Source organism: Leyella lascolaii (genome assembly GCF_900079775.1).
GTDB lineage: Bacteria > Bacteroidota > Bacteroidia > Bacteroidales > Bacteroidaceae > Prevotella > Prevotella lascolaii.
This window is the reverse complement of sequence record NZ_LT556050.1, coordinates 543,236-563,313: the sequence shown is the minus strand read 5'-3', so window position 1 is coordinate 563,313 and position 20,078 is coordinate 543,236. Positions and strand designations below refer to the sequence as shown.

At 50.5% G+C, this 20,078-nt stretch carries 27 protein-coding genes; 14 read left to right on the top strand and 13 right to left on the bottom strand.

Features of this window, described 5'->3' with window-relative positions:
- Genes BN4609_RS14820 through BN4609_RS14760 form a run of 13 tightly spaced genes read left to right on the top strand, consistent with a single transcriptional unit; the run spans window position 1 to window position 11,362 of the window.
- A complete protein-coding gene (locus tag BN4609_RS14820; RefSeq protein WP_008777481.1) occupies window positions 1–333 on the top strand; it encodes a DUF4133 domain-containing protein in 333 nt (110 codons plus the stop codon).
- Window positions 330–2,831, top strand: coding sequence for a TraG family conjugative transposon ATPase (locus BN4609_RS14815; RefSeq protein ID WP_068857267.1), 2,502 nt, complete (start codon window positions 330–332; stop codon window positions 2,829–2,831). The genes BN4609_RS14820 and BN4609_RS14815 overlap by 4 nt, the downstream gene beginning before the upstream one ends.
- 21 nt (window positions 2,832–2,852) lie before the next feature.
- Window positions 2,853–3,902 carry a hypothetical protein gene (locus tag BN4609_RS14810; protein WP_005680467.1) on the top strand — a complete coding sequence of 350 codons (1,050 nt, stop codon included), beginning with the start codon at window positions 2,853–2,855 and terminating at the stop codon, window positions 3,900–3,902.
- Window positions 3,903–3,942: 40 nt separating this feature from the next.
- The gene (locus tag BN4609_RS14805) at window positions 3,943–4,572 is read left to right on the top strand and encodes a DUF4141 domain-containing protein (protein WP_005680468.1); all 630 of its coding nucleotides are present in this window, start codon (window positions 3,943–3,945) and stop codon (window positions 4,570–4,572) included.
- A 22-nt stretch (window positions 4,573–4,594) separates the two neighbouring features.
- Window positions 4,595–5,599, top strand: coding sequence for a conjugative transposon protein TraJ (gene traJ / locus BN4609_RS14800; protein ID WP_008765484.1), 1,005 nt, complete (start codon window positions 4,595–4,597; stop codon window positions 5,597–5,599).
- A 23-nt stretch (window positions 5,600–5,622) separates the two neighbouring features.
- The gene (traK, locus tag BN4609_RS14795; RefSeq protein ID WP_004309376.1) at window positions 5,623–6,246 is read left to right on the top strand and encodes a conjugative transposon protein TraK; all 624 of its coding nucleotides are present in this window, start codon (window positions 5,623–5,625) and stop codon (window positions 6,244–6,246) included.
- Window positions 6,247–6,258: 12 nt separating this feature from the next.
- Window positions 6,259–6,564, top strand: a complete 306-nt coding sequence (locus tag BN4609_RS14790) for a TraL conjugative transposon family protein (protein WP_004309375.1) — start codon at window positions 6,259–6,261, stop codon at window positions 6,562–6,564.
- A complete protein-coding gene (gene traM, locus BN4609_RS14785) occupies window positions 6,557–7,825 on the top strand; it encodes a conjugative transposon protein TraM (RefSeq protein WP_004309374.1) in 1,269 nt (422 codons plus the stop codon). Before BN4609_RS14790 ends, traM begins: the two co-directional genes overlap by 8 nt.
- A 23-nt stretch (window positions 7,826–7,848) precedes the next feature.
- The gene (traN, locus tag BN4609_RS14780; RefSeq protein ID WP_005680473.1) at window positions 7,849–8,832 is read left to right on the top strand and encodes a conjugative transposon protein TraN; all 984 of its coding nucleotides are present in this window, start codon (window positions 7,849–7,851) and stop codon (window positions 8,830–8,832) included.
- Window positions 8,833–8,834: 2 nt separating this feature from the next.
- A complete protein-coding gene (locus tag BN4609_RS14775; protein ID WP_005680474.1) occupies window positions 8,835–9,407 on the top strand; it encodes a conjugal transfer protein TraO in 573 nt (190 codons plus the stop codon).
- Between the two features lie 13 nt (window positions 9,408–9,420).
- Entirely contained in the window at window positions 9,421–10,287 is an 867-nt protein-coding gene (locus BN4609_RS14770; RefSeq protein WP_005680475.1) for a DUF8464 domain-containing protein, read from the top strand.
- Between the two features lie 39 nt (window positions 10,288–10,326).
- Window positions 10,327–10,833, top strand: coding sequence for a DUF3872 domain-containing protein (locus BN4609_RS14765; RefSeq protein ID WP_005680476.1), 507 nt, complete (start codon window positions 10,327–10,329; stop codon window positions 10,831–10,833).
- Window positions 10,834–10,846: 13 nt separating this feature from the next.
- On the top strand, window positions 10,847–11,362 hold the full coding sequence (locus tag BN4609_RS14760) for a glycoside hydrolase family protein (protein WP_004309369.1): 516 nt from the start codon (window positions 10,847–10,849) through the stop codon (window positions 11,360–11,362).
- A 76-nt stretch (window positions 11,363–11,438) separates the two neighbouring features.
- On the opposite strand, the gene BN4609_RS14755 is transcribed toward BN4609_RS14760, so the two are convergent.
- On the bottom strand, window positions 11,439–12,365 hold the full coding sequence (locus tag BN4609_RS14755) for a hypothetical protein (RefSeq protein WP_008766624.1): 927 nt from the start codon (window positions 12,363–12,365) through the stop codon (window positions 11,439–11,441).
- A 44-nt stretch (window positions 12,366–12,409) separates the two neighbouring features.
- The gene (locus tag BN4609_RS14750) at window positions 12,410–12,700 is read right to left on the bottom strand and encodes a DUF4120 family protein (RefSeq protein WP_004309367.1); all 291 of its coding nucleotides are present in this window, start codon (window positions 12,698–12,700) and stop codon (window positions 12,410–12,412) included.
- A 323-nt stretch (window positions 12,701–13,023) separates the two neighbouring features.
- On the opposite strand from BN4609_RS14750, the gene BN4609_RS14745 reads away from it, so the two are divergent.
- Complete coding sequence (locus BN4609_RS14745) at window positions 13,024–13,368, top strand: hypothetical protein (protein ID WP_005680486.1); 345 nt, start codon at window positions 13,024–13,026, stop codon at window positions 13,366–13,368.
- 55 nt (window positions 13,369–13,423) lie between these two features.
- On the opposite strand, the gene BN4609_RS14740 is transcribed toward BN4609_RS14745, so the two are convergent.
- The 11 genes from BN4609_RS14740 to BN4609_RS14690 form a co-directional block, all read right to left on the bottom strand.
- Window positions 13,424–14,137: a hypothetical protein gene (locus BN4609_RS14740; protein ID WP_008766622.1), complete on the bottom strand. Its 714-nt coding sequence runs from the start codon at window positions 14,135–14,137 to the stop codon at window positions 13,424–13,426.
- 1 nt (window position 14,138) lies between these two features.
- Window positions 14,139–14,840 carry a hypothetical protein gene (locus BN4609_RS14735; protein ID WP_004309364.1) on the bottom strand — a complete coding sequence of 234 codons (702 nt, stop codon included), beginning with the start codon at window positions 14,838–14,840 and terminating at the stop codon, window positions 14,139–14,141.
- A gap of 10 nt (window positions 14,841–14,850) precedes the next feature.
- A complete protein-coding gene (locus BN4609_RS14730) occupies window positions 14,851–15,870 on the bottom strand; it encodes an LPD29 domain-containing protein (RefSeq protein ID WP_005680487.1) in 1,020 nt (339 codons plus the stop codon).
- Between the two features lie 12 nt (window positions 15,871–15,882).
- On the bottom strand, window positions 15,883–16,092 hold the full coding sequence (locus tag BN4609_RS14725) for a hypothetical protein (RefSeq protein WP_004309362.1): 210 nt from the start codon (window positions 16,090–16,092) through the stop codon (window positions 15,883–15,885).
- A gap of 1 nt (window position 16,093) precedes the next feature.
- Complete coding sequence (locus tag BN4609_RS14720; protein ID WP_004309361.1) at window positions 16,094–16,726, bottom strand: hypothetical protein; 633 nt, start codon at window positions 16,724–16,726, stop codon at window positions 16,094–16,096.
- Complete coding sequence (locus BN4609_RS14715; protein ID WP_004309359.1) at window positions 16,723–17,322, bottom strand: hypothetical protein; 600 nt, start codon at window positions 17,320–17,322, stop codon at window positions 16,723–16,725. The genes BN4609_RS14720 and BN4609_RS14715 overlap by 4 nt, the downstream gene beginning before the upstream one ends.
- 31 nt (window positions 17,323–17,353) lie before the next feature.
- A complete protein-coding gene (locus BN4609_RS14710) occupies window positions 17,354–17,857 on the bottom strand; it encodes a DUF4313 domain-containing protein (RefSeq protein WP_068857266.1) in 504 nt (167 codons plus the stop codon).
- Window positions 17,858–17,889: 32 nt separating this feature from the next.
- Window positions 17,890–18,822 (bottom strand): hypothetical protein, encoded by a 933-nt coding sequence (locus BN4609_RS14705; RefSeq protein ID WP_005680490.1) that lies wholly within the window; start codon window positions 18,820–18,822, stop codon window positions 17,890–17,892.
- Between the two features lie 89 nt (window positions 18,823–18,911).
- Entirely contained in the window at window positions 18,912–19,199 is a 288-nt protein-coding gene (locus tag BN4609_RS14700) for a hypothetical protein (RefSeq protein WP_005680491.1), read from the bottom strand.
- 7 nt (window positions 19,200–19,206) lie between these two features.
- A complete protein-coding gene (locus tag BN4609_RS14695; RefSeq protein ID WP_005680492.1) occupies window positions 19,207–19,527 on the bottom strand; it encodes a DUF8466 domain-containing protein in 321 nt (106 codons plus the stop codon).
- A gap of 12 nt (window positions 19,528–19,539) precedes the next feature.
- Window positions 19,540–20,037 carry a hypothetical protein gene (locus tag BN4609_RS14690; RefSeq protein WP_005680493.1) on the bottom strand — a complete coding sequence of 166 codons (498 nt, stop codon included), beginning with the start codon at window positions 20,035–20,037 and terminating at the stop codon, window positions 19,540–19,542.
- Window positions 20,038–20,078 lie beyond the last annotated feature (41 nt).

Below are 20,078 nucleotides of genomic sequence, written 5' to 3'. Positions count from 1 at the left end.
ATGGCGGAATTCAATGTCAACAAGGGGATTGGGCGCAGCCCGGAGTTCAAGGGACTCAAGAGCCAGTACCTGTTCATCTTTGCGGGAGGATTGCTCGCGTTGTTCGTAATCTTCGTCGTCATGTACATGGCAGGTATCGACCAGTGGGTCTGCATCGGTTTCGGGGTCGTTTCCGCATCGGTGCTGGTCTGGGGCACTTTCAGGATGAATTCGAAATACGGTGAATGGGGCCTTATGAAACTCCATGCGCTGCGCAGCCATCCCCGCTACATCATCAGCCGGAGAAAGTTCCTCCGGTTGTTTTCTCCAACCATTAAAAACAGAAAAGCATGAAAAACGTAATGAAAACAGCCACGCTGGAAAGCAAGTTTCCGCTGTTGGCCGTGGAGAACGGCTGCATCATCAGCAAGGATGCGGACATCACCGTGGCATACCGGGTGGAACTGCCGGAACTGTTCACGCTGACACGTGCCGAGTACGAGTCCATGCACTCCACCTGGGCAAAAGCGGTAAAGGTCTTGCCGAACTACAGCATCGTACACAAGCAGGACTTCTTCATCGAAGAGGGATATAAGCCGGATATCTGCAAGGAAGACCTGAGCTTTCTGAGCCGCAGTTTCGAACGCCATTTCAACGAGCGGCCGTATTTGCAGCATACCTGTTACCTGTTCCTTACGAAAACCACGAAGGAACACAGCCGGACAACCAGCAGTTTCAATGCACTTACAAGGGGATTCATTATCCCCAAGGAAATGCAGGACAAGGAAACCGTCACCCGGTTCATGGAGTGCTGCGGACAATTCGAACGCATCGTAAACGACAGCGGCCTGCTACGTATCATCCGCCTGACGGATGAGGAGATCATCGGGAGCAACAATTCCGCCGGCATCATCGAGAAGTATTTTTCCATGTCGCAGGAAGATGCTACCTGCTTGCAGGATCTGTCACTCGGTGCCGGAGAAATGAAGGTGGGCGACAACTACCTGTGCCTTCATACGCTTTCCGATCCGGAAGACCTGCCGTCGAACGTGTCAACCGATTGCCGGTATGAAAGGCTCTCGACAGACCGGAGCGACTGCCGGCTGTCCTTTGCCGCACCGATAGGCATCCTGCTTACCTGCAACCATGTGGTGAACCAGTATCTCTTCATTGATGATTCGGCTGAAATTCTCAGGAAATTCGAGCAGACCGCACGGAACATGCACTCGCTTTCCCGTTACAGCCGTTCCAACCAGATCAACCGCGAATGGATTGAGGAGTACCTGAACGAGGCACACAGCAAAGGGCTGGTTTCCATCCGTGCGCACTGCAATGTCATGGCATGGAGCGATGACCGGGAAAAGTTGAAGCGCATCAAGAACGATGTGGGCAGCCAGCTGGCGTTGATGGAAGCCAAACCGCGCCACAACACGGTGGATGTGCCGACCCTCTTCTGGGCGGCAATACCCGGCAATGCCGGAGATTTCCCGTCCGAGGAGAGTTTCCACACCTTTATCGAGCAGGCCCTGTGCCTGTTCATCGGGGAAACCTCCTACAAGGACTCGCTCTCCCCGTTTGGCATCCGTATGGTGGACCGCCTGACCGGAAAACCCGTCCATCTGGATATTTCCGACCTGCCGATGAAGAACGGCACAATCACGAACCGGAACAAATTCATCCTCGGACCTTCGGGCAGCGGGAAATCTTTTTTCACCAACCACATGGTACGCCAGTATTACGAGCAGGGTGCGCATGTGCTGTTGGTGGATACCGGAAACTCCTATCAGGGACTGTGCAGCCTTATCCATGCCAGGACACACGGCGAGGACGGGATTTATTTTACTTATGAAGAAAAAGATCCGATAGCTTTCAATCCTTTTTACGTGGAAGACGGGATTTTCGATATCGAGAAGAAAGAATCCGTCAAGACGCTTATCCTTACCCTGTGGAAGCGTGACGACGAGCCGCCGACACGTGCCGAGGAGGTGGCGCTATCCAATGCGGTCAATCTCTTTCTGGAGAAAATCCGCAGGGACAGCAGCATAAAACCCTCCTTCAATACCTTCTATGAGTTTATCCGTGACGAGTATCAGGATATCCTAAAAGAGAAGCGAACCCGTGAGAAGGATTTTGACGTATGGGGATTCCTCAATGTATTGGAGCCTTACTACAAAGGTGGCGAGTATGACTACCTGCTTAACTCTGACAAACAGCTTGATTTACAGAGTAAACGCTTCATAGTTTTTGAATTGGACAATATCAAGGACAATAAAGTACTCTTCCCGATAGTCACCATTATCATCATGGAAACCTTCATCAACAAAATGAGAAAGTTGAAAGGAATCCGCAAGATGATATTATTGGAAGAAGCCTGGAAAGCCATTAGCAAGGAGGGTATGGCGGAATATCTTCGGTACCTCTTCAAGACCGTCAGAAAGTTTTTCGGTGAGGCCGTGGTCGTGACCCAGGAAGTGGAGGACATCATTTCTTCCCCGATTGTCAAGGGTACCATCATTAATAATAGTGACTGTAAGATTCTCCTTGACCAGCGCAAGTATATGAACAAGTTCGATGAGATCCAAGCGTTGCTCGGTCTGACCGACAAGGAGCGGGCGCAGATACTTTCCATCAACATGGCAAACAATCCTTCCCGAAAGTACAAGGAAGTGTGGATTGGTCTTGGAGGCTCACAGTCAGCAGTCTATGCCACCGAGGTGTCGCTTGAAGAATATATGTGCTACACCACTGAAGAAACGGAAAAACTGGAACTCATGCGCCTTACGGACAAACTCGGCGGCAACATAGAGCTTGCAATAAGGCAGCTCGCAGAGAGCAAACGTAACAGTAAGTAACATTCAAAAATCAAGAAAGACATGAAATTTACCGAATGGATAAGACATCGGATTGTCGGTCGCTTCCGGGAACCGGACCACCGGGAATTGCAGGAGATTGCTCAAAAAGCCAAACGTCTTGCCGGTGTGTACAATCACGGGGAACTTGCAAAGCTTATCCGGGAGTACAGTCATTCGGAAAAAGCTATTGAACAGATCGCCCTGCTGATAGCGAAATCCGAACCCTTCGATTCTCCCATATCAACGATGAACAAGGAATCCGTAGATATGATGGATGTATTGACGGATACTCCATTTATGGCGAAACACGGCTCTCAACTGACGGATATCCCACCATGGGAAGCCACATCAGTGCATGGTTTGTTCGCAATGTACACCATTATGCGTGATTGGGGATGTACGAAATATCCGATGAATAGAATTGAACGCCCGCCACATAGTGAAGTAATATCCGCAATAAGAATATTGGACTTCCAGAGAAAGAGCCGGGATGTATCTGAACTATGCGAACTCGCCTCATACAGCATGGTGCCATCGACCTACGTCAAGCTGCGCTATGGCATTGAGGACAAATGCAGTACCTATGAATGGCTCGAAAGCTATCTGATGGACAGGGATGACTGCTGCATTGAGCCTGATGTCAGGATGAACATTCCCCGTATAGAAGCCGAGATGTGCGCGGCGGCTGAAAAGGCGGTCGAGAATATCCCCGGAGTCCGTCTGCCGGACTTCTATCTTGAGGGACTTGACCGGGAGCTTGACAAATTGGGGCGTATCGCCGTGTCACCGGATGCTTCAAACGACCTTATCAATGTGCAACCGGATTTTCTGGTCAAATACGGTATTGACAAGACCGCAGCCCCGGAAGAACAATCCCGTCAGGCACAGAAAGCCTACAAAGAACTGGATAACAGATTAGTCCGGGTTACCAGCCGCAGACCTTATGCTGACGAATTCTTCGCATCCCTCAGACACGGGAAAGAAAAAGTGGCAGAGGTAGACCGTCCGAGACCGGTGCACAAGCCTATCCTCCGTAATCCGCCGTCCAAAGGGCGAAAAATGGGACTTTGACTTTCAACAGATTTTTATTCACCATTAAAACAGAAACATCATGAAAAAGAAAATTCTCATGCTGTGCATGGGCTGCTTCCTTGCCAGCCTCACAGCAAAAGCACAATGGGTCGTGAGCGACCCGGGCAATCTAGCACAGGGCATCATCAATGCCGCCAAGAACATTGTTCACACGTCCTCCACAGCCACTAATATGGCGAATAATTTTCAGGAGACTGTAAAAATCTACAAGCAGGGCAAGGAGTATTACGACGGATTGCGCAAGGTCAAGAACCTTGTCCGGGATGCCCGCAAAGTCCAGCAGACCGTCCTGATGGTGGGAGATATCACGGACATCTATGTCACCAACTTCGAGCGTATGCTCAGCGATCCGTATTTTACACCGGAAGAACTGAGTGCCATTGCCCTTGGGTACACCAAACTGCTGGAAGAAAGTGCCCACCTGCTGAACGACCTGAAGACGGTGGTCAACGAGAACGGCCTTTCGATGAACGACAAGGAACGTATGGACATTATCGACCGCTGCTACAACGACATGCTGCAAAACCGTAGCCTGGTGCAGTATTACACCAACAAGAACATCGGGGTGTCCTACCTGCGCGCCAAGAAACGGAACGACCTGGACCGCGTGATGGCACTCTACGGCTCACCGAACGAACGTTATTGGTAATTATTCCTAATCCGCTTTCATTATGTTATTGTTGGCTATAGATTTTGACAACCTGCATCAGATTTTACAGAATCTGTATGTGGAAATGATGCCGCTCTGCTCAAAGATGACCGGTGTGGCAAGAGGCCTTGCCGGTTTGGGAGCGCTTTTCTATGTGGCGTATCGTGTATGGCAGGCTCTGGCCCGTGCCGAGCCTGTGGATGTCTTTCCACTTTTGCGTCCGTTCGCCTTGGGGCTTTGTATCATGTTCTTTCCGACACTCGTTCTGGGTACGCTGAACAGCATCCTCTCGCCCGTCGTGAAAGGGACCCATACCATATTGGAGTCGCAGACCTTTGACATGAACGAGTACAGGGCGCAGAAGGACAAGCTGGAGACTGAGGCGATGAAACGGAATCCCGAGACAGCCTATCTGGTCGACAAGGAGACTTTTGACAACAGGCTGGACGAGCTGGGCGCGTTTGACGCTATAGAAGCTTGCGGAATGTATGTGGACCGTGCCATGTACAACATGAAAAGAGCCGTGCAGAATTTCTTCCGCGAACTGCTGGAACTCCTGTTCAATGCGGCGGCGCTGGTCATCGACACGCTGAGGACATTCTTCCTGATCGTGCTTTCGATACTCGGTCCCGTTTCCTTTGCCATCTCCTGCTGGGACGGTTTCCAGGCTTCTCTCAGCCAGTGGTTCGTCCGCTACATCAGTATCTACCTGTGGCTTCCCGTAAGCGACCTGTTCAGCAGCGTGCTGGCGAGAATCCAGGTATTGATGCTGCAGAGGGACATCGAACAGCTTTCCGACCCGGATTTCATCCCCGACAGCTCAAACGGGGTTTACATCACTTTCCTCATTATCGGCATCATCGGGTATTTCACCATCCCGACCGTATCGAACTGGATTGTGCAGGCCGGAGGCGGTGCGGGCAATTATGGAAAGAACGTGAACCAGGCGGCATCCAAGACAGGCTCCGTGGTGGCCGGGACTGCCGGAGCGGCGGTGGGAAACATTGCCGGCAGGCTTATCAAGTAATAACAGTATAAAACATTTACAGAATGGAATTCAAATCATTGAAAAATATCGAGACCAGCTTCCGACACCTGCGTCTGTTCGGAATCGTCTATCTGTGTGTATGCACCCTGCTTGTGGGATTTTCCGTATGGAAGGCTTACAGCTTCGCGGAAGCGCAACGGGAGAAGATCTATGTGCTGGATGAAGGCAAGTCACTGATGCTGGCCCTTTCACAAGACCTGGAGCAGAACCGCCCGGTAGAGGCAAGGGAGCATGTCAGACGGTTCCACGAACTGTTCTTTACGCTCTCGCCTGACAAGAATGCGATTGAAGGCAATATCCGGAGGGCCATGTTCCTCAGTGACCGTTCCGCCTATGCCCATTATGTGGATCTGGCAGAGCAGGGATATTACAACCGGATAATTTCCGGTAACGTGAACCAGCGTGTAGGGATTGACAGCGTCAAGTGCGATTTCCATACCTATCCGTATGAGGTCGTGACCTACGCGAAGCTTTCCATTATCAGGGAGAAGAGCGTGACCGAGCGCAGCCTCGTCACGCGGGGCAGGCTGCTGAACTCCACCCGTAGCGACAATAATCCGCACGGCTTCATCCTCGAAGCCTTCCGTGTGGTGGAGAACAGGGATATAAGAGTGTATGACCGTTAAAATTCAGAATGTATGAAAAAGATGTTTGTAAAAATCAAGGAATCCGTGGAAGAAAAGCTGCGGAAGCTGTGTTCCGGGCTTAGCCCGGAAAAGAGAGTGCCGGCAATTGTCGTGCTGGCTGCCCTGTTTGCCATCGGAAATTTCTATATGATTTTCCGTGCCATCCATGACATCGGACGGGAGGATGTACGGCCGGAAATCATAGAGATACCCCCGATGGAAATTCCGGATATCGTTCCTGCCGATACACTCCCGGATAAAAGGGTGCAGGAAATGGAAGAGTTTTTTAACCGATTCAATCAGAAAGAAAATGGGTAATGATGTCAATAAATTGAAACAGAGGCTGGAAATCAGGAAATACCTGGTTTTTGCCGGGATGTTCCTCCTGTTCCTCGGGGCGATGTGGCTCATTTTCGCACCGTCCGAAGAGGAAAAAAGGAAAGAGGAAAAAAATGCGGGATTCAACACCGAGCTTCCCGATCCGAGGGGAGCGGGCATAGAAGGGGACAAGATTGCCGCCTATGAGCAGGCTGACATGAAACGCAAACAGACGGAAAAACTGCGTACGCTGGAGGATTTCTCCGAGATGGCAGATGGGAACTCCGGGACTGTCGTGGAATTGTCACCGGATGCGGATGCCAAGGATGGCAGTTCACGTGAAGGTGACAGAAGGAATGAAGCCTGTTCTTCATCCGTCTCCGCCTACAATGACATCAACAGGACGCTCGGCAACTTTTACGAGTCGCCTCAGGAAGATCCGGAGAAGGAGGCTTTGAAAGCCGAGGTGGAACAACTCAAGCAGGCGGTCGCCACACAGAACGCGCAGCCGGGTTACGAGGAGCAGGTGGCTCTCTTGGAAAAATCCTATGAGCTTGCGGCCAGGTATATGCCGGGCAATGGCGGTGTGAATACGGACAGCCGTTCCGATAATGAAAGTCCCGGGCGGAACGGAAAGGCGAAAGCCGTTCCCGTGGGACTGGTTTCCACACCGGTGGTATCATCGTTGCCGCAACCGGTCAGTGATTCTATACAGCTTACGGGAATGGCACAACCGGAAAGATTCCACACGCCAATCGGTAATAAAGAAGAGAGAAACGTGAGGAATACCATCCGGGCCTGCATCCACGGGGACCAGACCGTCATCAGCGGTCAGGGAGTGAGGATGAGACTGCTGGAGCCGATGCGTGTAGGGAAGCATATCCTGCCCAAAAACTCCCTGCTTACCGGAGAAGGGCGCATACAGGGTGAAAGGCTTCACGTCAATATCCTTCAGGTGGAATATGGCGGTATCATCATCCCCGTGGAACTTGCCGTGTATGACAATGACGGGCAGGGCGGCATATTCATTCCGGGGTCAATGGAGGCTAACGCTGTCAGGGAGGTTGCCGCCAATCTGGGGCAGAATCTCGGCACGAGCATCTCCATCACCAACCAGTCGGCAGGCGACCAGCTGCTTTCCGAACTCGGAAAGGGTGCCATACAAGGTGTCTCGCAGTATATATCCCGGAAGATGCGTGAGGAGAAGGTGCATCTCAAGTCAGGCTATACCCTGATGCTTTATCAAGACAACGATCAATAACAATCCATTAAAATTCAATCGACATGAAAAAGTTTTTTGTAATGCTTGCCCTTGCATGGGGCACTGTGGGTGCTTTCGCCCAAAATGAAGCCGACAGCGTAGCGGCGGTAAACAATGCCATCACACTGGCCAAGGATGTGTATCCTCAAAAAGAGGAGGACGGAGACCTCTATCACGGTCTGACCCGTAAACTCACCTTTGACAGGATGATACCTCCATACGGGCTGGAAGTGACCTATGGAAAGACCACGCACATCATTTTCCCGTCATCGGTGCGTTATGTGGACCTCGGTTCTCCGAACCTCATTGCAGGCAAGGCGGACGGTGCGGAGAATGTCATCCGTGTAAAGGCCACCGTGAAGGACTTCCGTGAGGAGACCAACATGTCCGTGATTACCGAAAGCGGAAGTTTTTACACCTTCAATGTGAAGTATGCGGAAGAGCCGCTGCTGCTGAATATCGAGATGAAGGATTTCATTCATGACGGAAGTGAGGTGAACCGCCCCAACAACGCCCTTGACATCTACCTGAAGGAATTGGGCTGCGAATCGCCTAAATTGGTACACCTTATCTCGAAGTCCATCCACAAGGACAACAGACGGCACATCAAGCATATCGGGTGCAAGGCGTTCGGCATCCAGTACCTGCTCCGCGGACTCTATACGCACAACGGCCTGCTTTATTTTCATACACAGATAAAGAACCGCTCCAACGTGCCTTATGAGGTGGATTTCGTGACTTTTAAAATTGTGGACAAGAAGCTGATGAAACGTACCGCCATCCAGGAACAGGTGATATTCCCACTGCGTGCTTACGACTATGTAACGTCCGTCGCGGGAAAAAAGGACGGGCGCACCGTTTTTGTCTTCGACAAATTCACCATCCCCTCGGACAAGGTACTGGTGGTGGAGATGCACGAGAAAGGCGGTGGCAGACACCAGACCTTCACCGTGGAAAGTGAGGACATCGTGAGAGCCGGGGTTATCAACGAACTTAAAGTGAAGTAGCCATGAAGAAGTATCTGTTCCTTTTTGTTACAGTCGTGTCGCTTGCCCTGTTTTCAGGGCGGGCGCACGCCCAGCGGTACCTGCCCGGGATGAAGGGCGTGGAACTGCGCGGAGGATTTGCGAACGGCTCAAAGTCCCCCTTGAATTATTATACCGGATTTGCCGTTTCCGGATACACCCCAAAAGCCAACCGCTGGGTCATAGGCGCCGAGTATCTGATGAAGAACTACGGGTATCGGAATGCGAGCGTACCCCGTGCGCAGTTCACGGCAGAAGGCGGCTATTACCTGAAATTCCTGTCTGATCCGACAAAGACGGTCTTCCTCTCGGTCGGCGGTTCCGCACTGGCCGGCTATGAAACCGTGAATTGGGGAGACAGGATGCTGTTTGACGGTTCAACGCTGCTCGCCAAGGATGCGTTTGTCTATGGCGGCGCGATAACCCTGGAGCTTGAGGCATACCTGACAGACCGCATCGTCCTTCTTGCCGGTATCCGGGAACGTGTATTGTGGGGAAGCTCGCTGGACCTGTTCACGACACAGTTCGGTCTGGGCGTAAAATTCATAATCCATTAAAACCGTACCGCTTATGACTATAGAAGAGATAAGAGACATTCCTATCGCCGTTTTTCTGGCACGGATGGGATATGAACCGGCAAGAAGACGGGGGGATGAATATTGGTATCTGGCCCCGTATCGGGAGGAGCGCACCGCCTCGTTCCAGCTGAATGTCCGTAAAGATATATGGCATGACTTCGGTACCGGACAGGGAGGCGACATATTCACCCTTGCCGGGGAGTTTATCGGCAGCGGGGATTTCAAGGCGCAGGCCAGGTTCATAACAGAGATATGGGGCGGTCTTGCTCCCGAACACAAGACCGTTTTCCGCTCCGGGGAAAATGACAGGGAGGATTCCCATAGGCAGGAAAGTTTCACGAAGGTACAGTCCGGACCGCTGCACAACAGAGTCCTGCTCCGTTATCTGGCGGAACGTGGCATTAGCGGTGATGTGGCTATGCCGAACTGCAAGGAGATCAGGTATACCTTGCACGGGAAGCGGTATTTCGCCATCGGTTTCAGGAATGTCAGCGGTGGATACGAGGTGCGCAACCGCTTTTTTAAGGCCAGTCTCTCCCCGAAAGACATTTCGCTGATGGACAACGGTTCGGATACTTGCAATCTCTTCGAGGGGTTTATCGACTGCCTCTCGTGGATGCAACTCGAATTGGGATGTGGCGACGACTATCTCGTACTGAACTCGGTGGCATTGCTGGAACGCTCGTTCCCCGTTCTTGACAGGTATGAGAGAGTCAACTGTTACCTGGACCGGGACGAAGCCGGACGGCGCACGCTGGAGGCTCTCCGCAAACGCTACGCGGATAAAATAGTGGACTGTTCCTCTTTGTACAAAGGATACAAGGATCTGAACGAATACCTGCAAAACAAGTTTCTGTAAAAATAGAATTAAGTATAACGTTTTAAAATCTGATTGAATATGAATGCATTGAATAAAAAAAGAGGATTGGTCGGAATGACGGCAATCCTGTTCCTGGGTCTGGTGGCTTGTCTGTTGTCCGCCTGCAATGATGAAGTGGATGTACAGCAGTCCTATCCGTTCAAGGTGGAGACCCTGCCTGTCCCCACACGTATTGTGAAAGGCGAGACGGTGGAAATACGGTGTGAACTCAAACGTGAGGGACGGTTTTCCGATGCCCGCTACACCATCCGATATTTCCAGCCGGACGGCAAGGGTACGCTCCGTATGGATGACGGGATGGTGCTGCTGCCCAATGACCGCTATCCCCTTGACAGGGAGGTGTTCAGGCTATACTACACTTCTGAAAGCGAGGACCAGCAGACGATAGACATCTATTTCGAGGACAATAGCGAACCGGCACAGCTTTGCCAATTGACTTTTGACTTCAACAACGAGACGGAGGACGAGGATTCCGTCGTGACTGCGGATAGTAAGGAATTGCCGGTCACAACAGTCAGACACTAAGCCGGTCCTGCCTATGATGAAGTTAAAAGCAATATGGTTTGCGGTGCTTTCCGCTGCGGTCTTTTTTTCAGGTATGCCTTCAAGGGCGGAGAATCCGGTAAAGGCAAGTCCGGACAAGTTCAGTCTTGCGGTCGAGTGTGTCAAGCGATTCGAGGGTTGGCATGGAGAGAAAAAGCATTGGCCTTATGTCGGGTGGGGTCACAAAGTTCTTCCCGGGGAGAGGTTTACCAACGGTATTACAAAAGCACAGGGCGATTCCATTCTGAGAGCAGACCTCCGTAAGTTGTGCCGCATGTTCAGTTATCTGGGACGTGATTCTTTGTTGGCAGCAGTCCTTTCATATAATGTGGGACCCTACAGATTAAAAGGATATGGGAAAAGACCGAAGAGCCGGCTGTTGAAGAAACTGGAGTCGGGCGACCGTAATATTTACAAGGAATATGTCTCTTTCAGGTGCTATAAAGGGAAAGTGGTTCCGAGCATCGAACGGAGAAGGAAGGTGGAATTCATGCTGCTTTTTGAAGAGTAATTGAAAAAGGGAGAACCTTTCAGTTGTTATCACTGTCAGGTTCTCCCTTATTTCTTTGGTTTGAGAAGCTTGCATGTCAGTTTACCTGAACGGCATCCTGTACTTCCAGCTCTTCCGGCAGACGGGAAAGCAGGAGTTCCGCCATGGCTCCGTTCTGTGGAATAAGGGCCGGGAAGTCTGTCTTTCCGGGCTTGTATATCTCTGTGGCTATATTGTATAATTCCCAAGCGGTAATCTGTCCTTTGCTCATGGCCAGTTTAAGCACCTCTTCCGCGAAGATGGAAATCTGTCCCTGGTTCAGTGGATAGGTTTCCACGGAGGATGAGAGGTCCCTGTCCGAACTGTCGTGGGAGACACGCAACGCGGTCAGCAGACCTATGTACATATAGATTTCCTCCATAGATATAATCCGGCGTTTCAACCGTTGTATGCGTTCGATGTCCTCGTTCATGTTCACCTCGAAATTGGCCAGCCAACCATCCACGGTTTCGAACACCTCTTCCGTCGAGACTTTCTTCTTGCCGTAATTGCAGACGCTTCGCTCGGATGAAAGGATACACTGGTTATGACAGATTAGCACGCAGGGGCCTATGGCTGCCTGTATGCCGTCCTGGTGGTAGGCGATGACCAATGTCGTGGTCAGTTCGTCCGTCTCCCAATCCTTGATCCGGATGGTAGCGAAAATACGGCGCAGGATATGGGCTTCCACGGCTTTTTCGCCATGTGTCTGTTCAACCTGCGGGAGGATGCTCACTCCCGGCTGTGTCTTGTTCCTGTTCTGGGCAGCGAAGATTTCTTCCACCTCATAGTCGAGATTGTATTTCTCGCAGATGTCCATCATGCGCCGGATGACCTGGTAATGGTAGATGCCCTGCACCGGATTGTTGTAGATGTCATTCTCTTTATAGGTGCGTTGAAGTGTCTCGAAGTTCATCACTTCAATTCCGTTTTTCTGGAAGTCAAACTGCTGTTGTCTTTCCATTACTGCCAATGTCGTTTCCATATTGAATTGAATTTTATAAAGTTAATATTGTCGTTTGCCTCTCATCAGGTGTGTATCTGCCATCCATGGAACGGCTGTAGTGTCACGGCGAAAGAACGGTCCGGTATTCCGTGATAGAGCAGACCGCCCACGATGCCTGTCCTTCCGTCGGGATAGCGTTGGGTGAAGCCGAACGAGTACGGGGCATGGTCATAGTAGAGTGAGATTTCGCTGGGACAGTCAGGATTTTCTTCCCAGCTCTTCAACCGTTCCAGGCATTTCTGGAGTGAGATGTCACCGATGGATTCGGCATAACGCTTTACATTCTCGAAATGTTCTTCATTCAGGATTTTCATGATTCATTGTATTTTATCTGTTAAACACGTCCGGCTCCGGGAGCCGGTATTTTTATTTCTCGCCTGCTTGACTGTCCCGTGGCAGTACCCGCAAGGTTTGGCGAAAGAAAATACCGCAGCCGTCAGGCGAGGATGATTTTCTTTCAGCCAACCCCGCAAGGGGCCTGACCTTGACAGGGTACACCGGACACGGGACTACCTTTGCAGGGTGGGAAATAAAATACACGGTAGTGTGCTTTGCATGGTCTGTGGCGATTCTCTTCCTGATTTGTTCGCCATTGCCGGACAAATGGTGTATTTTTGTAATTTCTAATTTCAGGCTTATGGAAAACTATATAAAGAAAGCGGCGGATGCTTTCCTTGTGGAGCGTCCGTACGGTATGCGTGTGGATTACAGGAAGAAAGGATTCGTGCTGTTTAACCGTAACCTCAATGTGTTGGGAAATGCGGAACAGACCCGTCTGGAAGAACTGCCTCTGGAGCGGTTCAATGTGGAGGAGATTCCGTTGGAGGGTGAAGTCGTGGAGGAACACGCAGGATTTACCGATGTATTCTTCTATACCGATCTGACCAATCCCTATGCCGGATATGTACTGAATTTGCAAAAGCTTAAAGCCTATAACCGGTTTATGTTTCCGCTGGCAATGGCGCTGAACCGTGAGTTGTGAGGCCGGAAGATGGCAGCGGTAACAGTTGCATGAAGCAGGCCGTTACCGCCAGCATTTATTGTTTGCCCTCTTTTTCTGTTATGAACGCAAGATAGGCGGACACGGCCTTATGGCATCCGGTAAAGTCCGGAGTCCGGTGACCTTTGATTTTCCGGTAACTGATGCTTCCTTCCTTATTTATGCCCATAACATGCCTGTTGAATGTCCCTTTGGTTCTGATATGGATGTCAAAACCGTCCCTTCCGGTGATTTCAAGGAACATTCCTCCCGTGATCCGTTCCCCGTCCAGGAATTTCTGTTTCTGTTCATCGAGCAGCCGCTGATGTTGCTCTTCCCGCGCTCTGCGCTCTTCCGCCTCTTTCTCCTCCCACTCCCTGCGTTTCTGTTCCTGCTTCCTTTTGTACGCCTCACGGGCTTGCACCAAGGGGGTGGCGTCAAGTCCGAGAGCCTCGAACACGCGGACGGAGATCAACCTGACGAAGGTTCCTCTTTCCGCATCCTGAAGCGTATCCGCGATCCAGTTCCTGCAATAGGTGGCGGCTTCCTCTCTGCAACCTTCTCCCTTGAGAAACCGGCGTGAATACTGCCCGCTGGAAAAATAAACGTTTTCAATCCGGCAGACCACATGGAAACAGTCATCGTCTTCATTCCCGTCTTCGTTCTTTCTCGACAGGGAGAGATATACATTCTCCGCATACGGCTCCAGTTCCATATAAGGAGCCACGACGGTATTCCCGTCAGACTTGTACTTGAACACTTTTGCTTTCATATTATCGTTCAGTTTGTCGGTTGTTGAATATTTCATCTATAATCTCTTTCCCGCTTCTTTCACCCTTCAGGAAGGCAAGGAAGCGCCTCAAAAAGAGCCGGGCACAGTCAGTGCCCAGTTGGGAGCTTTCACCGTCTTTGGTTGCGCATACCGCAAAACGCCCCAGTCCGAAACTGTCCTGTTGCGGTATGATGTGGTAAGACAAGTCCTCGCTTGCGTTGATGTGCAACCCACGACGGAAAACATAGAAAGTTTTCGGGATTCTTCTGTCGGTATCGATTTCCATACGCTTGTAACCGTGGTGTTCCAATAACCGGACCAGTTCCCTGTTTGTCGGAATTGTATGTCCGATCCAGTCCGGCCAGCTTATATTTTCTATTATGTGTCCGTAATTGTCATATAATATGTTGAACTGTTCCTGGTATTCATCGTAAAATTCCCCGTTCCCGTTGCACATTTCCTCCAACGCGATGCCGTTTTTACGGACAAGGGCAAGGTCGCCCAGTCCACACGCGATTTCATTGAGCAGCGTGCGTTCCTCATCCCTGTCTTTTGCCGTTCCGTAAATTCTAAGCAGGGAATACCGGTGTAGCGCCGAACGGGATGGCATATCCAGTTTTTCCCATATCCCATCGTCTCCTATAGCCTGTCTGGTGTTTTCCGGAAGTCCGTACCACCACTTGTCCAAATTGTTTGTATCCATAATTCCTGAATCAGATTGTTTTCAAATTCTGTTTTGAGTACCATGCCTGATACGCGGCGGCATACTCCTGACGTTCCCGTTCCAGGGAATCTCTCATCTCAGGGGTGTACCCGAGCAGGCGGATGTATCCTCCGTTATAGCCGGTGAGTTCGCACCTTATTCCGGCTTCCTCCAGTTTGTCGATGCGTTTTTGGGCCATTTTTGCGCTTGAATATTCCTTCGGCCAAAAATAGAGTTCGCCCCGTGAGCCGAAACAGTCTTCCCCCAGAATTATTTCCCCGGCATACTTCCGGCTTTCGATGAAGCCGAAACGCGCTTTGCCCAATGCCCGGCGCATTGCCTTGTGTGCCGGACCTTCCGGATGCTTGAATACCTCCGGCTTGTCTTTGCTGCCGAGTCTGGGCGGTTCCACCTTGTACGGCTGTTTGTAACTTCCGATTCCGAGCGTCAGGTAAAAGTTGGTATGGAAATAGTCCGTCATGGGGTCGCTGTCATCGAAATTGTACGACATGATGAAATCGCAGATATTCATCATTACTTCTTTTGCCCTGTCCGTCAAGGATTTGTCTGAATGGATATGATGGTGGTTGACATCGCCTTGAACTTTTCCAGACTCTTTGGTGAACGCCTCGAAATCCGCTTTCATCAACCGGATATGGATGGAGTGGCAATTCTCCCGTCTGACGGAGAACTTGTATCCCGGATAGGTCTCCTTGAGCCATGCCCGTACCAGTTCCACGATTTCCGGCGCGTGCTGTCCCTTGTAATTGCGGCCTTTCCAGCGGTATTCGTTATACACGTACTCGGTGTATTCCTTTGCCGTGGCTCCCGGATAGTCATGTTCATATCCGGTTGAAGCCGCTGAAACATCCGGTTTGTCTTTCCATATCCCGTACAGTTTTTCAAACTCGGTGTTCACCCGTTGCATGATTGCAGTGTCACCACCCTTGTCCGGATGGTGCTGCAATGCCAGGCAGCGGTATTCCTTCTTCAGATCCGCCATGCTGTGTATGTTCTGAAAATAAGCCATAGCCATAAGTCTTTATGCCCCTGCGAGGCGGTTGATAAAATATTCCTGATAATCAAGGTCAAGCCCGAGGTTGCTGCACGCCATCCCGATGTCGTCTCCCCTCAAGTCATCCGCTTCCTGCAATTCACGCAGGTATCTGATTTCGGAATCCAGGTATTCCTGCGCTTCCGTCTGACTGCAACCGCATGAGTTACTTATCAGTTCAATGATGTTTGTCTGCATATCATTCGTTGTTTGAGGTATGTTTATTATAGATTTCCCGTTTATATTCGTAGTCCCGGCTGTTCCACCACCGGCCTGCCGCATCGACAAATGTCTGCGGACTTTCGGCAGGCGGACAGTCACAGACTTTCAACCCTGTGATTTGTTCTTTTGACTCAAGACCACATGACTCCCACCAGGACTGCATCTTTTGTGTGAATTCCGCTTTGGTACAGAAAAAGGTCTGGTCAACGCATTCTTCACACCATTTGCCGTCACACCAGTGCCCGTCATTGTCATCATACACATAGCTGATACGTTCATCCGTGTTGGCGTTTATCCATACTTGAATTTCCAACTGCCGTGAGCCGCATTCTTTGCATACAAGGATGTCGGAATCGTCCGGTTCTTTTCGGAAAGCCCTGCCGTCATAAAGCGTAACGGCACGTTCAACAAGTAACTTCTGATAGTTCTCCGACAATCCGGCAAAGAACCGTTCCGCGGCACCGAAAATGGCATTGTCTGCCGACACGGACCATTTATCCCAAAAGTGCCGGTACATATCTCCAAATACTACCTTGCATTCTTCCTTGCTCCAGGCGTTCCACATGTAGTAGAAGAAACTGGAGACTGCATTTTCCGCCTGATATTTCATGGTTCTTCCGTTTTGGGTTCAACATCTTTTGTCTCTTCCAATTGCCGCCATGCAGCATCGTACATTTCATGGAGCCAGTCTATATTCCTTGCGCCGAGTTCAAACGGGCCGTAGCATTCCACCTCATCACCGCTTTCTTTCTCTTCGGCAATGACGGTCAGGCTGCCCTCCATTATCCGGACACCCGTTACCCGGCATTCATACGGGTCTCCGTTTTTCCCGAACCAGATTATCCATACCGGGTCATCTTCCCGGTTCGTAAAGGCAAGTTCCGCCAGTGAGTGCGCCTGAAGCAACTGCCGTATCGCTTCAATGATGCCATTACGTAGTTCCTCAATCCGGTCGCTGAAATTCATCGCGATGTATTTTGCCCGGGCTTTCCTGCCCGTTTCCTTGATCGAGAGTATCTGCGATTCGGGATGGATGCCGAAGTTCCAGTCCGTTACCTCGTCATCATCGCGTGTCGTGTGGATATTGCCGCCCAGTACCAGACCGCAGTCTTCCTCTACCATTCTTTTTGCTTCTTCGCGGTTCCCTGCCGCTACCATGTAAGTGCCCTCGAAGGCGTATCTTACCCTTACTTCATATTTTGCCATACTCCTATAATTGGGTTGTTGATTGTTGATGTTACATGATTGATTGTTGTCCTGATTCCTCGAAGTATGCCGGTGATATCCGGTACAGTTCGGGAAGGTTCAGTTTTACCATCGGGTATTCCACCCATCCGCTCCTGCGCCTGTAACCCGTATCTTCGGCAAGATTGTATCTTATGAGAAAGTCCATCGCTTCCGGATTGTTGTTGATGTCAACAAATGCCTTGTCGGGAATCCCGAAGGCCGGAAAGTCCTCCAGATTGACGGTCAGTACCGTATAAGCTTCCCCGGTCTTCGGTACTTCCAGGCTCAAGGCAAGCCAGCCATTCGGATAAAACCTAGGGACAAGTTTCAATTTTCTTTTATGGTATGGATATGTCTTGCCATGCCGGTTCTGACCGGAATCCATGATTTCGAAATCTTCTTCGCCTTCAGTAAATGACCGCATCGGGCAGGATACATCATAATAGCAGCCGTCTTCGTGACAGCACAGGTATTCCTTTCCTTCGGAGAGGATGATGACATATTTCTTTTCCATGACTTTATGATTTTAATGGTGGATACTTGATTTTATGAGGCGACAAGGCTTATCCTCTCACCGAAAAAGGAGTCATCCACCCCGTACACATGCCGGATGGAGCATTCATATTTGGAACGTTCGTCATCCAGCCGGAAACGGAAACCGTGATAGTCTTTCACTTCCAATTTCAGCCTTACGTCTTTCTTCAGTTCCATTTCAAGCAGGCTTCCGCCGCCATATGTTGAACTGAAAAGTCCGCAACAGTTGCCTTTGGGGATAACGACCTCTTCCAATGAAAAGCCGGCTTCATACAGTTCTTTCAGGTTCACCCTGCCTATATAGGTCAGCAGGTTTGCCCCGCAGCAGGAATTGATAAGTTCCTCATAGAACTGTTCGTATGAGACCTGCTCCCTGCCGTTCCGGTTTTTACGGTTCGGGAAACGCCCGTAGGCCTTGTAGCCGTGCTTTGTCAGGATTTTCTTTACTCTCGCCGGATTGAGGTTCAGGCTGTCCACCATGTCCCCGAAATAGGACTCCTCGTACCTGTAACCGCCCTGCGATTCAAACCAGTGGGAGTTGATGCAGTCATAGTTGGAAAGCATCTCCACCCGGATGGGGATGTCGTCCGTATGCATTATCAGCTCCTTTATCACATCCGAATCATTTCGGCTGTAAATCTCGTCACGGATTTCATCTTCGTGCTCATCGAAGAAGTCATCCACATCCTCTTCGTCAAAGTCATTAAAGACGGTACATTCCTCTTTCAGTTTCGCGATGATTCCACGGACAGCCTCCCATTCGGCATCGCTGTACCACACGTCTGCCTCTTCCCACAAATGCTCACGGCTCTTGCTGTCAAGGCATTTTTGAATCAGGCCGCGGTGGTTGTCAAGATTGTCATCATAGTCCGTCCATACCAGCGTATAGGCCGGTTCCATCAGGGATTTGATGAAATCCAATGTCAATGTTTTCTGTTCATCCATTTCTGTTACCTGTGTACGGCAGGGTTCCTTTTCCCGTACATACCGTTATAAATGACAGAAGCGGCCTTCAAGCCGCCTCCGTGTGTTTCCTAACCATATAGTTCCTTCACGATCTTGTCGTATATTTCCTTTGCCATTTCCGTATTCCGGTTGAAGTGGAAATAAGCCGTGTATCTGTATCCTGTTCTTGGCACTCCTCCGCACTGCTGTATCGCCCTGTCTATCTCCCAGTCGATATCACCTATGCCGAGGGATATACTTGTGCCATGCAGCATACATCGGGCAAGTTTCAGCGCGGAATCCTTCCTGTCGTCCTTGCGGAGCCTGTCGAAAGCCATCAGCGCGATTTCCCTGTTGCTTATCGTTATGGTGTCCATATCCTGTTCAGTTTAGTGTCAGACTGTCTTTATTCCGTTCCCTGTTGCGGCTTGCCAGTATCCCGAAATGGATGCTGAATATGCGCCGGCTGAAGCAGACAGGGGAATTGTATTCCATACGTTGCCACAGCGTGAAGTGGTTGCCGGAGAACGACCACCTGAAATATCCTGACAGCGAGCCGAATTGCGGATTGGTATTCCTGTTTATCAGGAACCTGTTCACATCCACGATGTGCCTTGCCGTCAGGAGAATGTTCAGGATCTCCACGAACGCCATTTGCGAGTAGGGGTCAACCGGCATTACCGGTCCTTTGAAGTTGATTTCCATCCTGTATATGTTTTAATCGTAATTGTCATCGAATACCTCGAAGTGGGGAATGCCCGTGTCGAAGTAATTGCTTGATATGCCCGGGTAGTACGGCAGGCTGTCATCCCCGCTGTCCGGGCATGGCTCATCACCGGTATAGGCCGTGTTCCCGAAAAGTTCGATGTAATGCGCCACCAGCAGGTGTGCATCTTCCGTGCTTATGTCATGCCCGTAGCGGTCACACCAGTCGAAGAAACAATCCTTGTCGGGTTCTTCCAGCTGTTCCATCGCTTCCCGTATCTCAAAAAAGTTGGGGCACAGCCATTCCATGTTGATGAGTGAGTCCGGAATGTCCTCCCATTTCATGTACCTGTATTCCGGTGTCTCCTCTTCGGCGAACAGTTCGGAACAGGTGCACAGGAATTCCCCCATGTCGCCGAAGTCAGACATCTGCAACCAGTTGTCCTTCTCCTGCCTTGTGTCTATGAGATGCTGCGTGGTCACTGCCACTTCCGCTTGATTCAAGTCCATAATTCTTCATTTATCAGTTAATGATTGGAACCGGGGATTTC

What these genes read in the sequence shown, in the direction of transcription:
- BN4609_RS14820 (WP_008777481.1), top strand. Translation starts at nt 1, where the DNA reads ATGGCGGAATTCAATGTCAACAAGGGGATTGGGCGCAGCCCGGAGTTC.
- BN4609_RS14815 (WP_068857267.1), top strand. Translation starts at nt 330, where the DNA reads ATGAAAAACGTAATGAAAACAGCCACGCTGGAAAGCAAGTTTCCGCTG.
- BN4609_RS14810 (WP_005680467.1), top strand. Translation starts at nt 2,853, where the DNA reads ATGAAATTTACCGAATGGATAAGACATCGGATTGTCGGTCGCTTCCGG.
- BN4609_RS14805 (WP_005680468.1), top strand. Translation starts at nt 3,943, where the DNA reads ATGAAAAAGAAAATTCTCATGCTGTGCATGGGCTGCTTCCTTGCCAGC.
- traJ (WP_008765484.1), top strand. Translation starts at nt 4,595, where the DNA reads ATGTTATTGTTGGCTATAGATTTTGACAACCTGCATCAGATTTTACAG.
- traK (WP_004309376.1), top strand. Translation starts at nt 5,623, where the DNA reads ATGGAATTCAAATCATTGAAAAATATCGAGACCAGCTTCCGACACCTG.
- BN4609_RS14790 (WP_004309375.1), top strand. Translation starts at nt 6,259, where the DNA reads ATGAAAAAGATGTTTGTAAAAATCAAGGAATCCGTGGAAGAAAAGCTG.
- traM (WP_004309374.1), top strand. Translation starts at nt 6,557, where the DNA reads ATGGGTAATGATGTCAATAAATTGAAACAGAGGCTGGAAATCAGGAAA.
- traN (WP_005680473.1), top strand. Translation starts at nt 7,849, where the DNA reads ATGAAAAAGTTTTTTGTAATGCTTGCCCTTGCATGGGGCACTGTGGGT.
- BN4609_RS14775 (WP_005680474.1), top strand. Translation starts at nt 8,835, where the DNA reads ATGAAGAAGTATCTGTTCCTTTTTGTTACAGTCGTGTCGCTTGCCCTG.
- BN4609_RS14770 (WP_005680475.1), top strand. Translation starts at nt 9,421, where the DNA reads ATGACTATAGAAGAGATAAGAGACATTCCTATCGCCGTTTTTCTGGCA.
- BN4609_RS14765 (WP_005680476.1), top strand. Translation starts at nt 10,327, where the DNA reads ATGAATGCATTGAATAAAAAAAGAGGATTGGTCGGAATGACGGCAATC.
- BN4609_RS14760 (WP_004309369.1), top strand. Translation starts at nt 10,847, where the DNA reads ATGATGAAGTTAAAAGCAATATGGTTTGCGGTGCTTTCCGCTGCGGTC.
- BN4609_RS14755 (WP_008766624.1), bottom strand. Translation starts at nt 12,365, where the DNA reads ATGGAAACGACATTGGCAGTAATGGAAAGACAACAGCAGTTTGACTTC.
- BN4609_RS14750 (WP_004309367.1), bottom strand. Translation starts at nt 12,700, where the DNA reads ATGAAAATCCTGAATGAAGAACATTTCGAGAATGTAAAGCGTTATGCC.
- BN4609_RS14745 (WP_005680486.1), top strand. Translation starts at nt 13,024, where the DNA reads ATGGAAAACTATATAAAGAAAGCGGCGGATGCTTTCCTTGTGGAGCGT.
- BN4609_RS14740 (WP_008766622.1), bottom strand. Translation starts at nt 14,137, where the DNA reads ATGAAAGCAAAAGTGTTCAAGTACAAGTCTGACGGGAATACCGTCGTG.
- BN4609_RS14735 (WP_004309364.1), bottom strand. Translation starts at nt 14,840, where the DNA reads ATGGATACAAACAATTTGGACAAGTGGTGGTACGGACTTCCGGAAAAC.
- BN4609_RS14730 (WP_005680487.1), bottom strand. Translation starts at nt 15,870, where the DNA reads ATGGCTTATTTTCAGAACATACACAGCATGGCGGATCTGAAGAAGGAA.
- BN4609_RS14725 (WP_004309362.1), bottom strand. Translation starts at nt 16,092, where the DNA reads ATGCAGACAAACATCATTGAACTGATAAGTAACTCATGCGGTTGCAGT.
- BN4609_RS14720 (WP_004309361.1), bottom strand. Translation starts at nt 16,726, where the DNA reads ATGAAATATCAGGCGGAAAATGCAGTCTCCAGTTTCTTCTACTACATG.
- BN4609_RS14715 (WP_004309359.1), bottom strand. Translation starts at nt 17,322, where the DNA reads ATGGCAAAATATGAAGTAAGGGTAAGATACGCCTTCGAGGGCACTTAC.
- BN4609_RS14710 (WP_068857266.1), bottom strand. Translation starts at nt 17,857, where the DNA reads ATGGAAAAGAAATATGTCATCATCCTCTCCGAAGGAAAGGAATACCTG.
- BN4609_RS14705 (WP_005680490.1), bottom strand. Translation starts at nt 18,822, where the DNA reads ATGGATGAACAGAAAACATTGACATTGGATTTCATCAAATCCCTGATG.
- BN4609_RS14700 (WP_005680491.1), bottom strand. Translation starts at nt 19,199, where the DNA reads ATGGACACCATAACGATAAGCAACAGGGAAATCGCGCTGATGGCTTTC.
- BN4609_RS14695 (WP_005680492.1), bottom strand. Translation starts at nt 19,527, where the DNA reads ATGGAAATCAACTTCAAAGGACCGGTAATGCCGGTTGACCCCTACTCG.
- BN4609_RS14690 (WP_005680493.1), bottom strand. Translation starts at nt 20,037, where the DNA reads ATGGACTTGAATCAAGCGGAAGTGGCAGTGACCACGCAGCATCTCATA.